This is a genomic window from Streptomyces sp. NPDC050528 (assembly GCF_044457795.1).
Taxonomy (GTDB): Bacteria; Actinomycetota; Actinomycetes; order Streptomycetales; family Streptomycetaceae; genus Streptomyces.
On sequence record NZ_JBITHH010000014.1, the window covers coordinates 103,873 to 122,463 of the forward strand.

At 70.9% G+C, this 18,591-nt stretch carries 17 protein-coding genes; 11 read left to right on the top strand and 6 right to left on the bottom strand.

All coding sequences use genetic code 11. The features are described from left to right. Positions 1–16: 16 nt before the first annotated feature. Positions 17–1,636, bottom strand: coding sequence for an ABC-F family ATP-binding cassette domain-containing protein (locus ACIBK4_RS39665; protein ID WP_399003116.1), 1,620 nt, complete (start codon positions 1,634–1,636; stop codon positions 17–19). 337 nt (positions 1,637–1,973) lie between these two features. On the opposite strand from ACIBK4_RS39665, the gene ACIBK4_RS39670 reads away from it, so the two are divergent. Then, positions 1,974–2,807, top strand: coding sequence for an isocitrate lyase/phosphoenolpyruvate mutase family protein (locus ACIBK4_RS39670; RefSeq protein WP_399003118.1), 834 nt, complete (start codon positions 1,974–1,976; stop codon positions 2,805–2,807). 1 nt (position 2,808) lies between these two features. On the opposite strand, the gene ACIBK4_RS39675 is transcribed toward ACIBK4_RS39670, so the two are convergent. Next, a complete protein-coding gene (locus ACIBK4_RS39675; RefSeq protein WP_399003120.1) occupies positions 2,809–3,225 on the bottom strand; it encodes an SsgA family sporulation/cell division regulator in 417 nt (138 codons plus the stop codon). 240 nt (positions 3,226–3,465) lie between these two features. Between ACIBK4_RS39675 and ACIBK4_RS39680 the strand changes: the two genes are divergently transcribed. The 3 genes from ACIBK4_RS39680 (at position 3,466) to mmpA (ending at position 5,548) form a co-directional block, all read left to right on the top strand. Continuing rightward, positions 3,466–4,560: a WD40/YVTN/BNR-like repeat-containing protein gene (locus ACIBK4_RS39680; protein WP_399003122.1), complete on the top strand. Its 1,095-nt coding sequence runs from the start codon at positions 3,466–3,468 to the stop codon at positions 4,558–4,560. A gap of 74 nt (positions 4,561–4,634) precedes the next feature. Beyond that, positions 4,635–5,324, top strand: coding sequence for an endonuclease V (locus ACIBK4_RS39685; protein WP_399003124.1), 690 nt, complete (start codon positions 4,635–4,637; stop codon positions 5,322–5,324). Between the two features lie 86 nt (positions 5,325–5,410). Further along, positions 5,411–5,548 (top strand): morphogenic membrane protein MmpA, encoded by a 138-nt coding sequence (gene mmpA, locus ACIBK4_RS39690; RefSeq protein ID WP_199810979.1) that lies wholly within the window; start codon positions 5,411–5,413, stop codon positions 5,546–5,548. Positions 5,549–5,751: 203 nt separating this feature from the next. Here mmpA and ACIBK4_RS39695 read toward each other — a convergent pair whose 3' ends face one another. Next, complete coding sequence (locus ACIBK4_RS39695) at positions 5,752–5,985, bottom strand: hypothetical protein (protein WP_399003127.1); 234 nt, start codon at positions 5,983–5,985, stop codon at positions 5,752–5,754. A 146-nt stretch (positions 5,986–6,131) separates the two neighbouring features. Next, on the bottom strand, positions 6,132–7,310 hold the full coding sequence (locus ACIBK4_RS39700) for a saccharopine dehydrogenase family protein (protein WP_399003129.1): 1,179 nt from the start codon (positions 7,308–7,310) through the stop codon (positions 6,132–6,134). Positions 7,311–7,402: 92 nt separating this feature from the next. Between ACIBK4_RS39700 and ACIBK4_RS39705 the strand changes: the two genes are divergently transcribed. The 4 genes from ACIBK4_RS39705 to ACIBK4_RS39720 all read left to right on the top strand — a co-directional run bounded on the left by ACIBK4_RS39705 (position 7,403) and on the right by ACIBK4_RS39720 (position 12,534). Further along, positions 7,403–7,798, top strand: a complete 396-nt coding sequence (locus tag ACIBK4_RS39705; RefSeq protein WP_399003131.1) for an MmcQ/YjbR family DNA-binding protein — start codon at positions 7,403–7,405, stop codon at positions 7,796–7,798. Between the two features lie 110 nt (positions 7,799–7,908). Continuing rightward, on the top strand, positions 7,909–9,075 hold the full coding sequence (locus ACIBK4_RS39710; protein WP_399003133.1) for a CaiB/BaiF CoA transferase family protein: 1,167 nt from the start codon (positions 7,909–7,911) through the stop codon (positions 9,073–9,075). 11 nt (positions 9,076–9,086) lie between these two features. Next, positions 9,087–10,301: an acetyl-CoA C-acetyltransferase gene (locus ACIBK4_RS39715; protein ID WP_399003135.1), complete on the top strand. Its 1,215-nt coding sequence runs from the start codon at positions 9,087–9,089 to the stop codon at positions 10,299–10,301. A gap of 40 nt (positions 10,302–10,341) precedes the next feature. Further along, positions 10,342–12,534, top strand: a complete 2,193-nt coding sequence (locus ACIBK4_RS39720) for a 3-hydroxyacyl-CoA dehydrogenase NAD-binding domain-containing protein (protein ID WP_399003137.1) — start codon at positions 10,342–10,344, stop codon at positions 12,532–12,534. A gap of 19 nt (positions 12,535–12,553) precedes the next feature. Here ACIBK4_RS39720 and ACIBK4_RS39725 read toward each other — a convergent pair whose 3' ends face one another. Continuing rightward, positions 12,554–13,285: a MerR family transcriptional regulator gene (locus ACIBK4_RS39725; protein ID WP_399003139.1), complete on the bottom strand. Its 732-nt coding sequence runs from the start codon at positions 13,283–13,285 to the stop codon at positions 12,554–12,556. 80 nt (positions 13,286–13,365) lie between these two features. Between ACIBK4_RS39725 and ACIBK4_RS39730 the strand changes: the two genes are divergently transcribed. Together ACIBK4_RS39730 and ACIBK4_RS39735 are read left to right on the top strand one after the other, a co-directional pair. Next, positions 13,366–13,845 (top strand): macro domain-containing protein, encoded by a 480-nt coding sequence (locus ACIBK4_RS39730; protein ID WP_399003141.1) that lies wholly within the window; start codon positions 13,366–13,368, stop codon positions 13,843–13,845. A 73-nt stretch (positions 13,846–13,918) separates the two neighbouring features. Further along, complete coding sequence (locus tag ACIBK4_RS39735; protein WP_399003143.1) at positions 13,919–14,830, top strand: adenosine kinase; 912 nt, start codon at positions 13,919–13,921, stop codon at positions 14,828–14,830. A gap of 69 nt (positions 14,831–14,899) precedes the next feature. Here ACIBK4_RS39735 and ACIBK4_RS39740 read toward each other — a convergent pair whose 3' ends face one another. Next, positions 14,900–16,387, bottom strand: a complete 1,488-nt coding sequence (locus ACIBK4_RS39740) for a M1 family metallopeptidase (RefSeq protein ID WP_399003145.1) — start codon at positions 16,385–16,387, stop codon at positions 14,900–14,902. A gap of 234 nt (positions 16,388–16,621) precedes the next feature. On the opposite strand from ACIBK4_RS39740, the gene ACIBK4_RS39745 reads away from it, so the two are divergent. Beyond that, positions 16,622–18,571 carry a Xaa-Pro dipeptidyl-peptidase gene (locus ACIBK4_RS39745; protein WP_399003147.1) on the top strand — a complete coding sequence of 650 codons (1,950 nt, stop codon included), beginning with the start codon at positions 16,622–16,624 and terminating at the stop codon, positions 18,569–18,571. Positions 18,572–18,591: the final 20 nt, after the last annotated feature.

An 18,591-nucleotide genomic window follows, 5' to 3' on the forward strand; every position in this document is an offset into this window, starting at 1 on the left:
GGGGTGACCGAAGACCTCAGGCCGGGTGTTCCACCTCCTCCGGCGTGATCGTCCGAAGCTCCCCGTCCAGCAGCAGCCAGCGGGTGATGCCGATCGATTCGAGGAACGGCAGATCGTGACTGGCCACGATCAACGCCCCTTCGTACGACTCCAGTGCCGAGGTCAGCTGCCGCACGCTCGCCATGTCGAGGTTGTTCGTCGGCTCGTCCAGCATCAGCAGCTGCGGGGCGGGCTCCGCGAGCATCAGCGCGGCCAGCGCGGCCCGGAAGCGCTCGCCGCCGGACAGGGTCGCCGCCTGCTGGTCTGCGCGCGCACCCCGGAACAGGAAGCGGGCCAGCCGCGCCCGCACCCGGTTGTTGGTGGCGCCCGGCGCGAACCGGGCCACGTTCTCCGCCACCGTCAGCCCACCGTCGAGCACATCGAGCCGCTGCGGCAGGAAACGCAGCGGGACGTGCACCGCCGCCTCGCCCGCCACCGGCTCCAGCTGCCCGGCGATCGTGCGCAGCAGCGTCGTCTTGCCCGCGCCGTTGCGCCCGATCAGCGCGATCCGCTCCGGCCCGCGCAGATCGAGCCCGCCCACCCGGGCGCTGTAGGCGAGTTCGAGGTCCATGAGGGTCAGGACCTGACGGCCCGGCGGTACGGCCGTGTACGGCAGGTCGACGCGGATCTCGTCGTCGTCCCGTACGGCCTCCACCGCCTCGTCGAGCCGTTCCTTCGCCTCGGCGAGCCGCTCCTCGTGCAGGATGCGGTGCTTGCCCGCGGACTCCTGCGCGGACCGCCTGCGCGCGCCCATGACGATCTTCGGCTCGCGCTTCTGCTCGAACATCTTCTGTCCGTACTTCTTGCGCCGGGCCAACTTGACCTGGGCGTCGGACAGTTCGCGCTTCTGTTTGCGGAAGTCCGCCTCGGCGACGCGCACCATCCGTGTCGCGGCGTCCTGTTCGGTGCTGAGGGCCTCCTCGTAGGCGGAGTAGTTGCCGCCGTACCAGGTGATCCCGCCGGAGCGCAGATCGGCGATCTGGTCGACGAGGTCGAGGAGTTCACGGTCGTGGCTGACCACGATCATCACTCCCGGCCAGGATGCGACGGCCGAGTACAGCCGCCTGCGTGCGTACAGGTCGAGGTTGTTCGTCGGTTCGTCGAGGAGCAGGACGTCGGGCCGGCCGAGCAACAGCGCGGCCAGCCGCAGGAGTACGGACTCGCCGCCCGAGACCTCGCCGATGGTGCGGTCCAAGTCGATGTGTCCCAGGCCGAGTTCGCCGAGCGTGGCGATGGCCCTTTCCTCTACGTCCCAGTCGTCGCCGAGTGTCTCGAAGTGCTCCTCGGACGCGTCACCGGCCTCGATGGCGTGCAGGGCGGCCCGTTGAGCGGCGATGCCGAGCGTCTCGTCGACGCGCAGGGCGGTGTCGAGCGTGACGTTCTGCGGGAGGTAGCCGACCTCGCCCGCGACCCGCACGGTGCCGTCGGCCGGGGCGAGTCGACCGGCGATCAGCTTCAACAGGGTTGATTTTCCTGAGCCGTTGACACCGACGAGCCCGGTCCTGCCGGGTCCGAAGGCGGCGTCCAGGTCCTCGAAGACGGAGGTCCCGTCGGGCCAGGCGAAGGAGAGGGACGTACAGGTGACAGAGGTATGCATGCGGGCCTCGTGGGTGCTTGACGCGGTCGGGGGCAGACGCGTATCGAGACACCGCGAGGCGGGAGACTGGTCCCGGGGCAGAGGGAAAGGCCCTGTTCCGGAGGACGGCTCGGACGCCGAGGTCGTACACGGCGGACACACCTCAGGGGTGTGTGACGCGGTGTCTCAGAACCTCAGACGAGCAACGTCCTACTCCGATCGACGGCAACAGAAGCAAGGGCAACGCTACGAACGGCCTCGGGGGGCTGTCAACGCATTAAAAGGGAGCCCGCGCCCCGCACATCCATGTCGGATTCCTGCCAGCCAGGGCGCGCCCGTGACTGCTTGAGTGGGTCGCATGACGAACCAGAACACCCTCCGTGACCGGGCTCTGGCCTTCCGCGCGCTGCATGTGCCGGGACGTCCGCTCGTCCTGCCGAACGCTTGGGACGCCGCGAGCGCCCGCATCGTCGAGGACGCGGGCGCGTCCGCCGTGGCGACCACCAGCGCGGGCCTCGCCTGGGCCCTCGGCGTGGCGGACGGCGACCGGCTGGACCGGGAGCGGGCCCTGGCGGCGGTCGCCCGCATCACCGCGAGCGTCACTGTGCCGGTGAGCGCCGACATCGAGAGCGGCTTCGCGAAGGACCCGGCAGGGGTCGCCGACACGGTCCGCGCGGTGCTCGCGGCGGGCGCGGTGGGGGTCAACATCGAGGACGCGCTCTACGGCGGTGAGGGCGTCCTGCGGCCGATCGCCGAGCAGGCCGAGCGCATCGCGGCCGCCCGTGCGGCCGCCGACGCCGAAGGGGTGCCGCTGTTCATCAACGCGCGCATCGACACGTATCTGCGGGGCGTCGGGGGAGTGGACGCGACCCTGGAGCGGGCCGCCGCGTTCCGGGCCGCAGGCGCCGACGGGATCTTCGTCCCCGGGGCCGTCGAACCGGGAACGGTCAAGGAACTCGCCGACAGGATCGACGCACCGCTCAATGTGCTGGTCGGCCCGGGAGCACCGCCGGTCGCCGAACTGGCCGCGCTGGGCGTCGCGCGCGTGAGCGCGGGCTCCAGCATCGCGGCGGCCGCGTACGCCGTGGTCCGCCGTGCCGCGCGGGAGCTGCTGGACACGGGAACCTACGACGCGCAGACGGGAGGGCTCGGCTACGGCGAGCTCAACTCCCTGCTGGCACGGGGGAATTAGCTCAGCAGGCGTCCCGCATCAGCTCGGCGAGGTCGTGGTCCAGGTCGAGCTGGAGGTGTTCGAGACCGGCGGGCACCAGCTCGCCGGCGGCCTGCAGGAAGCGGCGCACCTCGGACGAGTGGACGTGCACGACGGCGGTCCCCTCGGGGGCGTGGAACTCCAGCACGGTGCGGTCGAAGCCGTAGGGCCGCACCCGGACGTCGCCGTGGCCCTCGGCGCCGTGCAGACCGGCCGCGAGGAGGTCCCGGGCGAAGGTCCAGCAGACCTCGACGCCCTCCAGGGTGGCCGGCGCGGGGAAGGTCATCCGGACGGCGAACGGGTCCCGCCGGTCGTAGTGCAAGGTGGCGGGAATGCTCGGCATCCGCGGTGCGGCGGCGACGAGGCGGGCCTCTACGGGCTGCTCGATGACGATGGACAACGCCTTGCTCCCTTGTGTGACGGCGGTACTGCTGCGGTGAAGGCCGGACGGTCTCCTGAAAAGATTCCGGAGCGGACCCCCGAGTGGATGGGTCCGCACTGGAAGAGACGCCGGAACGGGCCGATCCGTGCACATGAATTTCGAGTGACCTCTGTCACCGCCGCCCATATGCGTCCAAGGCGGGCGCGGGCATCTGGACGGCCCCCGGGGAGTGGGCTAGCTTCGCCCGCCATGAGGCGCATGGGGAAGACGCGACGGGTGGGACGTACGTACCGGAACGTGGCCGTGGCCATGGCGTGCGGGGCGGCGCTGGCCGCGCTGACCGCCGTACCGGCACAGGCGCGGGACACGGCGCACCGGGCTCCGCACTGGGAGCTCAAGGACAGCGGGGCCGCCGATGTGCGGTTCCGGGGGCTGTCGGCGGTCAGCCGGAACACCGCGTGGGTGGCCGGGACGGCGGGCACGGTGCTGCGCACGACCGACGGCGGGGCGAGCTGGCGGAACGTCTCGCCGCCCGGCGCGGCCGATCTGCAGTTCCGGGACATCGAGGCGTTCGACGCGCGGCGCGCGGTGGTCCTGGCGATCGGCGAGGGCGAGGCGTCCCGCGTCTACCGCACCGACGACGCCGGAGCGACCTGGACGGAGTCCTTCCGCAACACCGACGCGAACGCCTTCTACGACTGCATGACCTTCTTCGACAGCCGCCACGGCCTCGCGATGAGCGACCCCGTGGACGGCAAGTTCCGCATCCTGTCGACCGGCGACGGCGGCCGCTCCTGGAAGGTGCTGTCCAACGCCGGGATGCCGGCCGCGCTCACCGGCGAGGCGGGCTTCGCGGCGAGCGGTCAGTGCCTGGTGAGTTCGGGGTCCCGTGATGTGTGGCTGGCCACCGGCGGGGGTGCACGCGCGCGTGTCCTGCACTCCGCGGACCGCGGCCTCACCTGGACGGCGACCGACACGCCGATCCCGGCCGGTGACCCCGCGGGCGGGGTGTTCGCCCTCGCCTTCCGCGACCGTACGCACGGCCTCGCGGTCGGCGGCGACTTCAACGCGGGCGCCCCGTCACCCCAGGCGGCGGCCGTCACCGGCGACGGAGGCCGCACCTGGCGTCCCGCCACGACCTCGCCGCCCGCCTACCGCTCCGGCGTCACCTGGCTGCCCCGCAGCCGCAGCACCGCGCTCGCGGTCGGCCCCACGGGCACCGACCTCACGACCGACGCCGGCCGCACCTGGAAGACGGTCGACACCGGCTCGTACGACACCGTGGACTGCGCGGCGGACCTGGGCTGCTGGGCGGCGGGGGAGAAGGGGCGCGTGGCGCGGCTGGAGGACTGAGGAACCGGGCGGGGGTCACCACGGCCCCCGCCGCTTCTTCGCGCCCGCAAGATCCCCGTACGCTCGGCACCACGATGACGACCGTAAGCATTCCCGCGGGCTGGCCCGCGACCGAGGAGCAAGCCCGCGCCGTCCAGGACGAGTTGCGGGAACGGGTGGTGACCGACGAACCGGGGCCGCCGCCAAGGACCGGGCACGTCACGGGAGTTGACGTCGCCTACGACGACGAGCGGGACGTGGTGGTGGCTGCGGCCGTCGTCCTGGACGCGGCGGACCTCACCGTCGTCGCCGAGGCGACAGCCGTCGGCCGGGTCTCCTTCCCGTACGTACCGGGCCTGTTGGCCTTCCGCGAGATCCCCACGGTGCTGGCCGCGTTGGAGGCCCTGCCGTGCCCGCCGGGCCTGGTGGTGTGCGACGGCTACGGCCTCGCCCACCCCCGCCGCTTCGGCCTCGCGAGCCACCTCGGCGTCCTCACCGACCTGCCGACCATCGGCGTCGCCAAGAACCCGTTCACCTTCACGTACGACGACCCGGGCACCCCGCGCGGCTCCTCGCCGCCCCTCCGCGCGGACGTCGACGAGGTGGGCCGCGCCCTGCGCACCCGGGACGCGGTGAAGCCGGTCTTCGTCTCCGTGGGCCACCGGGTGACCCTGGACAACGCCTGTGCCCACACGCTGGCGTTGACCCCGGAGTTCCGCCTCCCGGAGACGACGCGCAGGGCGGACGCGCTGTGCAGGCGGGCGCTGCGGGAGGCCACCGAGTGAGCGCCCGGGGCGAGTCGGGTTCTGAGTACCTGATCTGAGTATGTGTACGGATGTGGCAGCGCCCGCGTGATCGGCAGGCTGTCCGCATGACAACGCACCGTTCCCCGAAGCCCGTTGCCCACCCGAGCCAGCCCGTCGAGCGTGCCGTGATGGTCGCGCTCGTCCTGTCCGTGGCGGCGGGCCTCGCCTGGATCGGCGGCATGATCTACACGCTGTGGCCGTGATGACGGGGGACACTGGCGGGGGAAACACACGAGCCCCACACCGCAACTGGCGGTGTGGGGCTCGGACTTGAGCGCCGGGCAGGCCTTGCACCTACATCTCCCCGCAGGAAGCGGGGCGTCTTTCCTTGGACTACCGACGCGCGACCGGACTCCGGAGTGTTTCCGGCGACCGGCTCATGATCCATCCTAACCCATTCCGAGGGTCAGTTCGAACTCGCCGACGGGCGGGGCCAGTAGAGGGTCCGACGTTCCGCGGCGGCATGCCACCAGCCGGGCGGCGACGGCCCGATGACCTCGGCGGTGGGCTGGTCCGGATGCAGTCCGAGGCGTCGTAGCGCGTCGGCGTGGACCTGGACGTCGAACCAGCCGTGCCAGTGGCCGTCGGGCCCGATGCCGCAGGCCAGGCCCCAGCGCAACTCCCGCTGGGCGAACGGCATCCAGTCGATGCCGCGCTCCCGCAGTCAAGCGCGCGTCGCCGACTGCGGTGCGGGGCAGCCCGGCAGGTTCTCGTAGGCCGCGACGGTGATCCACGCGGTGTTCGGGGTCTCCATGCCGTCCATCGTGACACGGGGGTCCGACACGCTCAGCGGCTCGCGGCCACCCGGAAGGTGATGCCCGCGCTCCGCAGCCGCTCGATGAGGGCGTTGCCCATCGCCACCGCCGTCGTCACCTGGCCTGCTGTGGGCGGGAGTTCGTCCAGGGCGAGGGAGAGGGCCGACTCGGCGAACATCTTCGCCGTCTCGTCGTAGCCGGGGTCGCCGCCCGCGACCTCCGTGAAGACCCGGCGGCCGCCGCCCTCGCCCACGAACTTCACCGAGAACCAGCTCTTCGCGCGCTTCTCGGGGCTCGGTCCGTCGCCGGGCTTGAGCCGGTCGGACAACCAGCGGCGGGCGGGCGGGAGTTGGGCCGCCGCGAACAGGGCGCCGGCGGCGGTGACCCCGCCGAGCGCCACGGGGAGGTGCCGTGCGGCCGCGTAGTGGCGGTAGCGGAAGTCGGGGCCGTAGCGCTCCAGGGCCTTCGCTGAACGTTGAACGACCTGCGGGTCGATGGTCGGGAGCGGCACCGCCCAGGAGCCGATCTCCCCGGCGAACCGCGGTGCCCCCAGGGGCGCGCCGGCCCGGCGTCCGACTAGTCGCGGTTCATGGCGGCGCCGTTCTTGGGAGGCGGCCAACACCTTCCGTCCTCGCCCGAGTTGGGTCAGCGCGGTGGCGAAGGTGCCGCCGGAGAACATCGCGTCGGCGGTCACGAAACCGTCCACCGTCAGGGGCACCCCCTCCGGCAGTTGCTGGACGGTGAAGTACGCCCCCAGGTCGTGCGGGATCGAGTCGAAGCCGGCGGAGTGCACCAGCCGTGCGCCCGTCTCACGCGCGCGTGCGTCGTGACGGACGTACGTCAGGTCGACGAACTCCGGCTCCCCGCTGAGGTCGAGATAGTCCGTGCCGGCCTCCGCGCACGCGGCGACGAGGTCCTCGCCGTAGGTGACGTAGGGGCCGACCGTCGTGGCCACCACGCGCGCGTGCTCGGCGAGTTCGCGGAGCGAGGCCGGGTCGGAGACGTCGGCCCGCAGGACGCCCACCGATGTGCCACTGGGCAGTCGTTCGCGCAGTCGCTTCAGCTTCAGCTCGTCCCGGCCGGCGATCGCCCAGCGCAGGCCCTCGGGTGCGTGCGCGGCGAGATACTCCGCGGTGAGCACGCCGACGAAGCCCGTGGCTCCGAAGAGCACGATGTCGTAGGGACGGTCCGTCCTGTTCAGCCTGCTCATGACACTCCTGGGTCCCGCAGCCCGCGCCGCTGTCGGTGGCTGAGGCTAGCGTGAAGAGTGCGGTGCCCGACGACGAGCCCGGAGGTGTGCAGGTGGCCGTGGACAGGAACGCCCTGAAGAAGCGGGCGAAAGTACGCGAGTTCGCCCTCGGGCTGCCGGGTGTCGTCGAAGAGTTCCCTTGGGGTGAGACCGTCGCGAAGGTCAACAAGAAGGTGTTCGTCTTCCTCGGTGTCGACGACGGCAGCTATCCGCTCGCCATGACGGTCAAGCTCACGGACGACGCGGTCCACGCCCACGCGCTCACCTCGCCCGGCGCCGAGCCCGCCGGCTACGGCCTCGGCAAGGCGGGCTGGGTGCGCGTTCCCCTCGCCGAGCAGGGCGCCCCGGCCGCCGGGCTGCTGTGCGACTGGGTGGAGGAGAGCTACCGCGCGATCGCCCCGAAGCGCCTGATAGCCGAGCTGGACGCGGAAGGCCGCGGCCAGGCGTGACCGACGCCGGGTAACTTGGCTAAGCGCTTGCTCGCCCAGGCCTTGTGCTGAGTGGAACATGTTCTTACCATCGCTGGTGTTACATCAGTTGTGTCAAAGCTGGGGGCTGGATGACAGCGGCAACGACGCCCGGGCACGGCCCGCTCTCCGGCGTGCGCGTCGTCGAGCTGGCCGGGATCGGCCCCGGCCCCTTCGCGGCCATGCTCCTGGCCGACCTGGGCGCCGACGTCGTGCGTGTCGACCGGCCCGGCGGCCCCGTACTCGGCGTCGCCCCCGAGTACGACATCACCAACCGCAACAAGCGCTCGGTCCTCGTCGACCTGAAGGCGCCCGACGGCCCCGCGCGCGTGCTCGACCTGGTCGAACGCGCCGACATCCTCATCGAGGGCAACCGCCCGGGCGTCACCGAGCGCCTCGGCGTGGGCCCCGAGCCCTGCCACGCCCGCAACCCCCGGCTCGTCTACGGCCGGATGACCGGCTGGGGCCAGGACGGCCCCCTCGCCGAGCGCGCCGGGCACGACATCACGTACATCGCGCTCACCGGCACCCTCGGCATGATCGGCAGCCCGGAACAGCCCCCGCCCGCCCCCGCCAACCTCCTCGGCGACTACGCGGGCGGCGCGCTCTACCTCGTCGTCGGCGTCCTCGCGGCCCTGCACCACGCGCGCGTGACCGGCACCGGCCAGGTGGTCGACGCGGCCATCGTCGACGGCACCGCCCACCTCTCCGCGATGATCCACGGCATGCTCGCCGCCGGCGGCTGGCAGGACCGGCGCGCCGCCAACCTCCTCGACGGCGGCTGTCCGTACTACGGCACCTACGAGACCGCCGACGGCAAGCACATGGCGGTGGGCGCCTTGGAGCCGCAGTTCTACGACCAGTTCGTGGACCTGCTCGGCCTCGCGGACTTCGCCGACGCCCGCCGGGACTGGACGCGTTGGGGCGAACTGCGCGAGGCGGTCGCGGCCCGCTTCCGGAGCCGTACGAGGGACGCGTGGACGGACGTCTTCGCGGGCACGGACGCGTGCGTGGCGCCCGTGCTGTCGTTGCGCGAGGCCCCGCGCCATCCGCACCTCGCCGCGCGCGGCACGTTCACCGAGCACGGCGGGATCACCCAGCCCGCCCCCGCACCCCGGTTCTCCGCGACGCCCACCTCGGTGCGCGGCGGACCCGCCCTGCCCGGCGCGGACACCTCCGACGTGGCCCGCGACTGGGACGTCCCCGGACTCGTCGACGCCGTAGAAGATCTTCATCGAGCCGTCGAAAACCCTCAGTGAAAGGCTTGGCAGTGAGCACCGAAGCGTATGTCTACGACGCGATCCGCACCCCGCGCGGGCGCGGCAAGGCGAATGGATCCCTGCACGGCACGAAGCCCATCGACCTGATCGTCGGGCTCATCCACGAACTCCGTGACCGCTTCCCGGACCTGGACCCGGCCGCGATCGACGACATCGTGCTCGGGGTCGTCGGCCCGGTCGGCGACCAGGGTTCGGACATCGCCCGGATCGCCGCCGTCGCCGCCGGACTGCCGGACACGGTGGCCGGAGTGCAGGAGAACCGCTTCTGTGCCTCGGGCCTCGAAGCCGTCAACATGGCCGCCGCCAAGGTGCGTTCGGGCTGGGAGGACCTCGTCCTCGCCGGTGGTGTCGAGTCGATGTCCCGGGTGCCGATGGCCTCGGACGGGGGCGCCTGGTTCAACGACCCGATGACGAACCTCGCCGTCAACTTCGTACCGCAGGGCATCGGCGCCGACCTGATCGCCACGATCGAGGGATTCTCGCGGCGCGACGTGGACGAGTACGCGGCGCTCTCGCAGGAGCGGGCGGCCACCGCCTGGAAGGAGGGCCGCTTCGGGCGGTCCGTCGTCCCCGTGCGGGACCGCAGCGGCCTTGTCGTCCTCGACCAGGACGAGCACCTGCGCCCCGGCACCACCGCCGACTCGCTCGCCCGGCTGAAGCCGTCCTTCGCGGACATCGGCGAACTCGGCGGCTTCGACGCCGTGGCCCTGCAGAAGTACCACTGGGTCGAGAAGATCGACCACGTCCACCATGCGGGCAACTCCTCCGGCATCGTCGACGGTGCCTCCCTCGTCGCGATCGGCTCCAAGGAGGTCGGCGAGCGCTACGGCCTCACCCCGCGCGCGCGGATCGTCTCCGCGGCCGTCTCCGGCTCCGAGCCGACCATCATGCTCACCGGGCCCGCGCCCGCCACCCGCAAGGCACTCGCCAAGGCCGGCCTGACCATCGACGACATCGACCTCGTGGAGATCAACGAGGCCTTCGCCGCCGTAGTCCTGCGCTTCGTACGGGACATGGGTCTGTCCCTGGACAAGGTCAACGTCAACGGCGGCGCCATCGCACTGGGCCACCCGCTCGGCGCCACCGGCGCGATCATCCTCGGCACGCTCGTCGACGAACTGGAGCGCCAGGACAAGCGCTACGGCCTCGCCACGCTGTGCGTGGGCGGCGGCATGGGCATCGCCACCATCGTCGAGCGCGTCTGAACACCCCAGCGGCAGCAGAGACTTCTACGGAGAACCCCTCATGACCGAGAGCACCACCATCCGCTGGGAACAGGACGACACCGGGATCGTCACCCTCGTCCTCGACGACCCGGACCAGTCCGCGAACACCATGAATGCGGCCTTCCGTGCCTCCCTCACCGCCATTGCCGACCGCCTGGAGGCAGAGCAGGACTCCATCCGCGGCATCATCTTCACCTCCGCCAAGAAGACCTTCTTCGCCGGCGGCGACCTGCGCGACCTCATCCGCGTCACCCCGGACACCGCCCAGGAGTTCTTCGACGGCGGCCTCGCCATCAAGCGGAACCTGCGCCGCATCGAGACCCTCGGCAAGCCCGTCGTCGCCGCGATCAACGGCGCGGCCCTGGGCGGCGGTTACGAGATCGCCCTCGCCTGCCACCACCGGGTCGCCCTCGACGCACCCGGCTCCAAGATCGGCTGCCCGGAGGTCACCCTCGGCCTCCTCCCCGGCGGCGGCGGAGTCGTCCGTACCGTACGGCTGTTGGGCATCGCCGACGCCCTGCTGAAGGTGCTCCTCCAGGGCACCCAGTACAGCCCGCGGCGCGCCCAGGAGAACGGCCTCGTCCACGAAGTGGCCACCACTCAGGACGAGTTGATCGCCAAGGCCCGCGCCTTCATCGACGCCAACCCGCAGTCGCAGCAGCCCTGGGACAAGCCCGGCTACCGCATCCCGGGCGGCACCCCGGCCAACCCCAAGTTCGCGGCCAACCTGCCCGCCTTCCCGGCGACCCTGCGCAAGCAGACCAACGGCGCGCCCTACCCGGCGCCGCGCAACATCCTCGCCGCCGCCGTCGAGGGCGCCCAGGTCGACTTCGAGACCGCCCAGGTCATCGAGACCCGCTACTTCGTCGAGCTGGCGGTCGGCCAGACCTCGAAGAACATGATCCAGGCGTTCTTCTTCGACCTCCAGGCCGTCAACTCCGGCGCCAACCGCCCCCAGGGCATCCCCTCGCGCCCGGTCCGCAAGGTCGCCGTCCTCGGCGCCGGGATGATGGGCGCCGGCATCGCGTACTCGTGCGCCCGCGCGGGCATCGACGTCGTCCTCAAGGACGTCACTCCGGAGGCGGCGGCCAAGGGCAAGGCCTACTCCGAGAAGCTCTGCGCCAAGGCCGTCTCCCGCGGCCGTACGACACAGGAGAAGGCGGACGCGCTGCTCGCCCGCATCACCCCCACCGCCGACCCGCAGCAACTCGCGGGCTGCGACGCGGTGATCGAGGCCGTCTTCGAGGACACCTCGCTCAAGCACAAGGTCTTCCAGGAGATCCAGCACATCGTCGAGCCCGACGCGCTGCTCTGCTCCAACACCTCCACCCTCCCGATCACCGCCCTCGCCGAAGGCGTGGAGCGTCAAGTCGACTTCATCGGGCTGCACTTCTTCTCGCCGGTCGACAAGATGCCCCTCGTCGAGATCATCAAGGGCGAGCGCACCGGCGACGAGGCGCTCGCGCGCGCCTTCGACCTGGTCCGGCAGATCAAGAAGACACCGATCGTCGTCAACGACTCGCGCGGCTTCTTCACCTCACGGGTGATCGGCCAGTTCATCAACGAGGGCGTCGCGATGGTCGGCGAGGGCATCGAACCCGCGTCCATCGAACAGGCGGCGGCGCAGGCCGGTTATCCGGCCAAGGTCCTCTCCCTGATGGACGAGTTGACGCTCACGCTCCCGCGCAAGATCCGCAACGAGTCCAAGCGGGCGGTGGAAGAGGCGGGCGGCACCTGGCCCGGCCACCCCGCCGAGGCCGTCATCGACCGCATGGTCGACGAGTTCGGCCGCACCGGGCGCAGCGGCGGCGCGGGCTTCTACGACTACGACGAGAACGGCAGGCGCGCCGGGCTGTGGCCGGGCCTGCGCGAGCACTTCACGCACACGGGCGCCGAGAGCCCCTCCGAGACCGTGCCCTTCGAGGACATGCAGGAACGCATGCTGTTCTCCGAGGCGCTCGACACGGTCAAGCTCCTGGAGGAGGGCGTGCTGACGTCCGTCGCGGACGCCAACATCGGGTCCATCTTCGGCATCGGCTTCCCCGGCTGGACCGGCGGTGTCCTCCAGTACATCAACGGCTACGAGGGCGGCCTGCCCGGCTTCGTAGCACGCGCGCGTGCGCTCGCCGAGCGCTACGGGGAGCGGTTCACGCCGCCCGCGCTGCTCGTGGAGAAGGCGGAGAAGGGGGAGCGCTTCAGCGACGCGCGCTGAGGCACGTGCCGCGAGTGGCTCACCGGTCCCGGTCCTCCGGCGACTCCTTGAGCCACTCGCGGAGTTCCTCGCGCAGCGACCGCTGAAAGGTCGTCAGGAGGGCCTGCACGACCAGGGGTTGCATGTGCGCGGACAGCGACTTCACGTCCTGCGCGGCCCGTTGGGAGACCTCCCCGCGGAACACCTGCGACAACTCGTGGGCCGCCGCCCGGGAGTGCTCGATCAGGATGTTCCGGGACGCGAGGATCGCCTCCTGGGACACCGGGACGTCGAGGAGTCGTACGCCGAGGCGCAGCAGCCCGGAGTCGACGCGGAAGGTGCCGTCGTCGAAGGCGATCACGTCCATCGCCACCAGCCGCTCGACGTCCTCCTCGTCGAGCGCCCTGCCCGCCCGCCGCTCCAACTCCGCGCGGTCCAGGGACTCCACGGCGTCCGGCGCCCACGACGCCACCACCGCGCGGTGGATCGCGAGGTCGCGCGCGCTGAGATCCGGCGGCAGTTGACCCAGGTAGCGCTCGATCGCGGCCAGCGTCATGCCCTGCTGCTGCAACTCCTCGATCAACGCGAGCCGCGACAGGTGCTCCTGCCCGTAGTGCCCGACCCGCCGCGCCCCGATCACCGGCGGCGGGAGCAGCCCCTTGGTGCTGTAGAACCGGACCGTGCGGACCGTGGTACCCGCCCGCGCGGCCAGTTCGTCGATCGTGAGCGTCGGCTGCTCGGCGGCGGTGTCGGTCTCGGCATCGGTCGTCATGTACAGCAGTATCGCTGTCTCACCAATACTGTGAAACCACCGGAAGGCCGTTGTCAGTGGTGCCGTCTACGGTGGTCGGCATGGGGGAGATCAAGTACGTCCGGGGTGACGCGACCGTTCCGTCGGTCAAGGGCGTCAAGGTGATCGGGCATGTCTGCAACGACTTGGGCGGCTGGGGAAAGGGCTTCGTGCTGGCGCTGTCACGCCGCTGGCCGGAACCGGAGAAGGCGTACCGGTCCTGGCACCGGGACCGCGCGGCCAACGACTTCGGCCTGGGCGCCGTCCGACTCGTCCAGGTCGAGCGCCAGGTGTGGGTGGCCAACATGATCGGCCAGCACGGGACACGCACGGGCAGCAAGGGCGTCCCCGTGCGCTACGAGGCGATCGACACGGCGCTGGGTCTGCTGGCCGAGCGCGCGGCCGAGCTCGGCGCGTCCGTCCACATGCCCCGCATCGGGTGCGGCCTCGCCGGCGGCAAGTGGTCACGGGTCGAACCGCTGATCACCGAGCGGCTGGTGCGGCGGGGGATCGCGGTGACGGTGTACGACCACGGGGACTGATCCTCCGGCCCAACTTGCCCCGGGCTGAAAGGAGTTGCAGAATCTTGCGCAACCGCAGGAAGGGCCGTGAGCCATGAGTCGTGACATCGACGTCCTCGTCCTGGGCGGCGCCGGAGTGGACACCATCGTCCACGTCCCCGAGCTACCGCTCCCGTACGCCGACAGCTACATGATCGACCCCGGCATCCGCACCCGCGCCGGCCAGACCGGCGACTTCGTGGCCCTCGGCCTGAGCGCGCTGGGCCTGCGCATCCACCACCTCGACATGCTCGGCGCCGACCCCGAGGGCGATCTGGTCCGCGCCCTGCACCACGACCACGGCATCCCGCTCACCGAGGTTCCGCAGCCCGCCGGCACCAAGCGCGCGGTCAACCTCGTGGGCCCCGACGGCCGACGCCTCTCCCTCTACGACGCGACCCGCGCCCACCCCGACGACCGCCTCCCGGAATCCGTCGTCCGCGCCCTCGCCACGAGGAGCCGCCACGCTCACGTCTCCATCACCCAGCCCTGCGCCCACGCCCTCCCGCTGCTGCGCGAGTCCGGCACGACGATCTCGACGGACCTGCACAACTGGGACGGCGTGAACCCGTACCAGGAGGAGTTCGCCCTCGCGGCCGACATCGTCTTCCTGTCCACCACCGCGTTGACCGGCGACCCCGGGCGCACGATGCGCGCCATCGCCGAGCGGGGCCGGGCCGAGCTGGTCGTCGCCACGGCGGGCGCGGAGGGCGCGTATCTGCTGGCCGACGACGAGGTGACCCACATCCCGCCGGTCACCCCGCCCGCCCCACTGGTCGACTCGAACGGCGCGGGCGACGCCTTCGCCGCCGCCTTCCTCTACGGCTGGCTCAACCGCGAAACCCCACAACGCGCCGCCCTCTACGGCGCAATCGCGGGCGCCCACGCGTGCACAGTGCCGTCGACGCAGACGGGAGCGATAAGCCGCAGCGAACTCCTCACAGGGGCAGCGACAGCGCCCCGTTAGGGGCGCGGGGAACTGCGCGACCAGCCACAACGGACCCGCAGCCCCCACACCACAGAACCCGGCAGACGCTTAGTGCACGTCGTTAGTAGCCGCGATCTTCTTCCAAGACTTCGGCTGCACCGGAGCCACAGAGGTCTTCGCGATGGCCGCACTCCGCGCAGCCGGAGCCGCAGGCTTGGTCGGCTGGAACAACCACGTGTCGAACAGCGCGCCCAACGACTTCCCCGACACCTGCTCGGCGTAAGCCCGGAAGTCCGCCACAGACGCGTTGCCGTAAGCGTGTTCCTGCGGCCACCCCTTCAGAACAGCGAAGAACGCATCGTCACCGATCTCGTTCCGCAGCGCCTGGATGGCCAACGCCCCCCGGTCGTAGACCGGAAGCTCGAACTGGTTCTCCGGACCGGGGTCGCCCGGCGCGATCGTCCAGAACGCGTCGTCCGCCGGGTGCGAGGCGTAGACGTAGTCGGCGAGTTGCTGCGTCGTGCCCTCGCCCTCGTGCTCGGACCAGAGCCACTGCGCGTAGCGCGCGAAGCCCTCGTTGATCCAGATGTCCTTCCAGCCCTTCAGGGACACGTCGTCGCCGTACCATTGGTGGGCCAACTCATGCACCACGACAGAGGTGTTGGCGCCGTTCGCGAACTGCTTCTGGCTGTAGTAGACGCGGGTCTGGGTCTCCAGCGCGTACCCGGTGGTCGTGTTGGGGACGTACCCGCCGGCCGTGCTGAAGGGATACGGACCGAAGTAGCCGCTCAACCAGTCGACGATCTCGCCGGTGCGCTCGACGCTCGCCCGCGCGGAGCCGTCGTTGTCGCCGAGGTCCTTGCTGTAGGCGTTGATGACGGGGACACCGCCGTCGGAGGTGCTGGTCGTGATGTCGAACTTGCCGAGGGCGAGCGTGGCCAGGTAGGTGGCCTGCGGCTTGTTCTGGCGCCAGTTGTAGCGGGTCCAGCCGAGCTGTGAACTCGTCGACTGGAGCGTGCCGTTGGAGATCGCCTGGGTGCCGTTCGGCACCGCCACCGACACGTCGTAGGTCGCCTTGTCGCTCGGGTGGTCGTTGCTCGGGAACCACCACCACGCGGACTCGGGCTCGTCCGCGGCGACCGCGCCGTCCGGGGTGCGGTGCCAGGTGTTGAAGCCGTACGCGCTCTTCGTGGACGGCACCCCGCTGTAGCGGACCACGACCGTGATCGGCGTGCCCTTCGGCAGCGGGGTCTTCGGGGTGACCTCCAATTCGTGCTGCCCGGAGGTCGCGAAGGTCGCCGCCGCGCCGTTGACCCGGATCTCGCTGACGTCGAGGAGGAAGTCCAGGTTGAACCGCGACAGGTCCTGCGTGGTCTTCGCGAGGATCGTCGCCGTACCCGCCAACTCGTCGGTGGCGGGCTGGTATTGGAGCCGCAGGTCGTAGTGCGAGACGTCGTATCCGCCGTTGCCGTAGTACGGGTAATAGGGGTCGCCGATGCCCGGAGCGCCGGGGGAGTAGCTTGCCGCTGACGCCGGGATCGCCAGCATGAGCGAGGCCGCCGCGAGTGCGCCCGGCGCGATGATTCTGCGGTGCACGAGAACTCCAAGTCGTAGGGCTCCACGAGTAGTTCGGAGAGCCGTGGGGGTCCACGAAGGTCGAAGAGCCGTAGGGGTCGGTCCACGAAGTCTGTACGGAGCCTATTCACCCCCTGTGGCCCCGCGCCTGTCCACGGCCCCTCCTGTCACACGATCGCCATTCGGCCGTCATGACCCCCGGGCGACCCCGAGTGCCTCTTCCAGCACGGGAGTTGACCGATGTACCGTCCGCGCATGCCGAAACGCACGCGCTTCACGATCTGGAGATCGCTCGCGACCGCGGGGATCGCCGCCCTCCTGGCCGCCTTCCTCACCCCGACAGCGGCCCAGAGCGCCCCGCAGGAGAGCCAACCCGTCTACTCCTACGCGAACGCCATCCGCGAGGCCGTCTGGGTGGACACCGGCCTCGACGGCGACGGCGACGGAAAGACCGACCGGGTCGCCGTCGACATCGTCCGGCCGAGCGAACCGGCCCGCCAGGGCCGCAAAGTCCCCGTCATCATGGACGCCAGCCCCTACTACTCCTGCTGCGGACGCGGCAACGAGAGCCAGCTGAAGACGTACGACGCGAGCGGCAACGTTGTCCAGATGCCGCTCTTCTACGACAACTACTTCGTGCCCCGCGGCTACGCCTTCGTCGGCGTCGACCTCGCCGGCACCAACCGCTCCGACGGCTGCGTCGACGTCGGCGGCCGCTCCGACATCCAGTCCGCGAAGGCCGTCGTCGACTGGCTCAACGGCCGCGCCAAGGCGTACACCACCCGCACCGGAACCGTTCGCACACAGGCGAGTTGGACCAACGGCAGGACCGGAATGATCGGCAAGAGCTGGGACGGCACCATAGCCAACGGCGTCGCCGCCACCGGCGTCAAAGGCCTGAAGACGATCGTCCCGATCAGCGCCATCTCCTCCTGGTACGACTACTACTTCGCCAAGGGCGCCCCGCTCTACGACTCCGGCCCCGACTGGCTCTCCGGCTACGTCGAGAGCTCCGACGCGCAGGCCAAGTGCGCCGCCGTCCAGCAGAAGATCGTCGACGGAGCGCCACGCACCGGCGACTGGACGCCGTTCTGGACCGAGCGCGACTACGTGAAGGACGCGAGCAAGGTCAAGGCCAGCGTGTTCCTCGTGCACGGCATGCAGGACCTCAACGTCCGCACCAAGAACTTCGGTCAGTGGTGGGACGCCCTCGCAAAGAACGGCGTCGAGCGCAAGATCTGGCTCTCCCAGACCGGCCACGTCGACCCCTTCGACTACCGCCGCGCGGACTTCGTGGACACCCTGCACCGCTGGTTCGACCACGAACTCCTCGGCTACGACAACGGAATCGACCACGCGCCGATGGCCGACATCGAGCGGACCCCGGACCACTGGACCACGGACGCCGTCTGGCCGCCGAGCGGCACCGCGACGACCACCCTCCACCCGGCGCAGGGCACCCAGGCCGGAGTCGGCACGCTCGGCCTCCGCACCGCCACGGGCACCGAGACGTTCACCGACAACCCGCAGGAGAGCGAGACCGATTGGGCCGCCGCGATCGACAAGTCGACGGCGGACAAGGCCAGTTTCGTCACCGGGCCCCTCACGAAGGACCTGCGCCTGTCGGGCTCCTCGAAGGTGACGATCACCGCGACGCCCACCACCTCAACGGCCCATCTGTCGGCCGTACTTGTGGACATCGGCCCCGACATCATCCGGGACTACGCCGACTCGGCCGAGGGCATCAGCACGCTCGCGAACCGCACCTGCTGGGGCGAGAGCACGGCGGGCGACAGCGCCTGCTTCCTGGCAACTCAGGCCAAGACGAAGGCAGTTGACTACAACGTCTTCAGCCGCGGCTGGGCCGACCTCGGCAACTACGCCTCCGCCACCAAGGGCGTACCGCTCACCCCGGGCAAGGCGTACACCATCACCCTCGACCTGGCGGCGACCGACCACGTCGTACCGGCGGGTCACCGCCTCGCCCTGATCGTCGCGGGCACGGACAAGGACCTCATCGATCCGCCGTCCACCACCCCGACCCTCACCCTGAACCTGTCCGGCACCGCGGCCCAACTCCCGTTGGTCGGCGGCGCGTCGGCGTTCGCGAAGGCCACGGCGGGCGGCAAGTCCGTGACGTCGGACGCCGAGAACCTCGACGGCGTACGGACACCGCGTTCCGTACAGCGGGTACCGGGCAACTGATCACCGACTCCTAGTGGGGG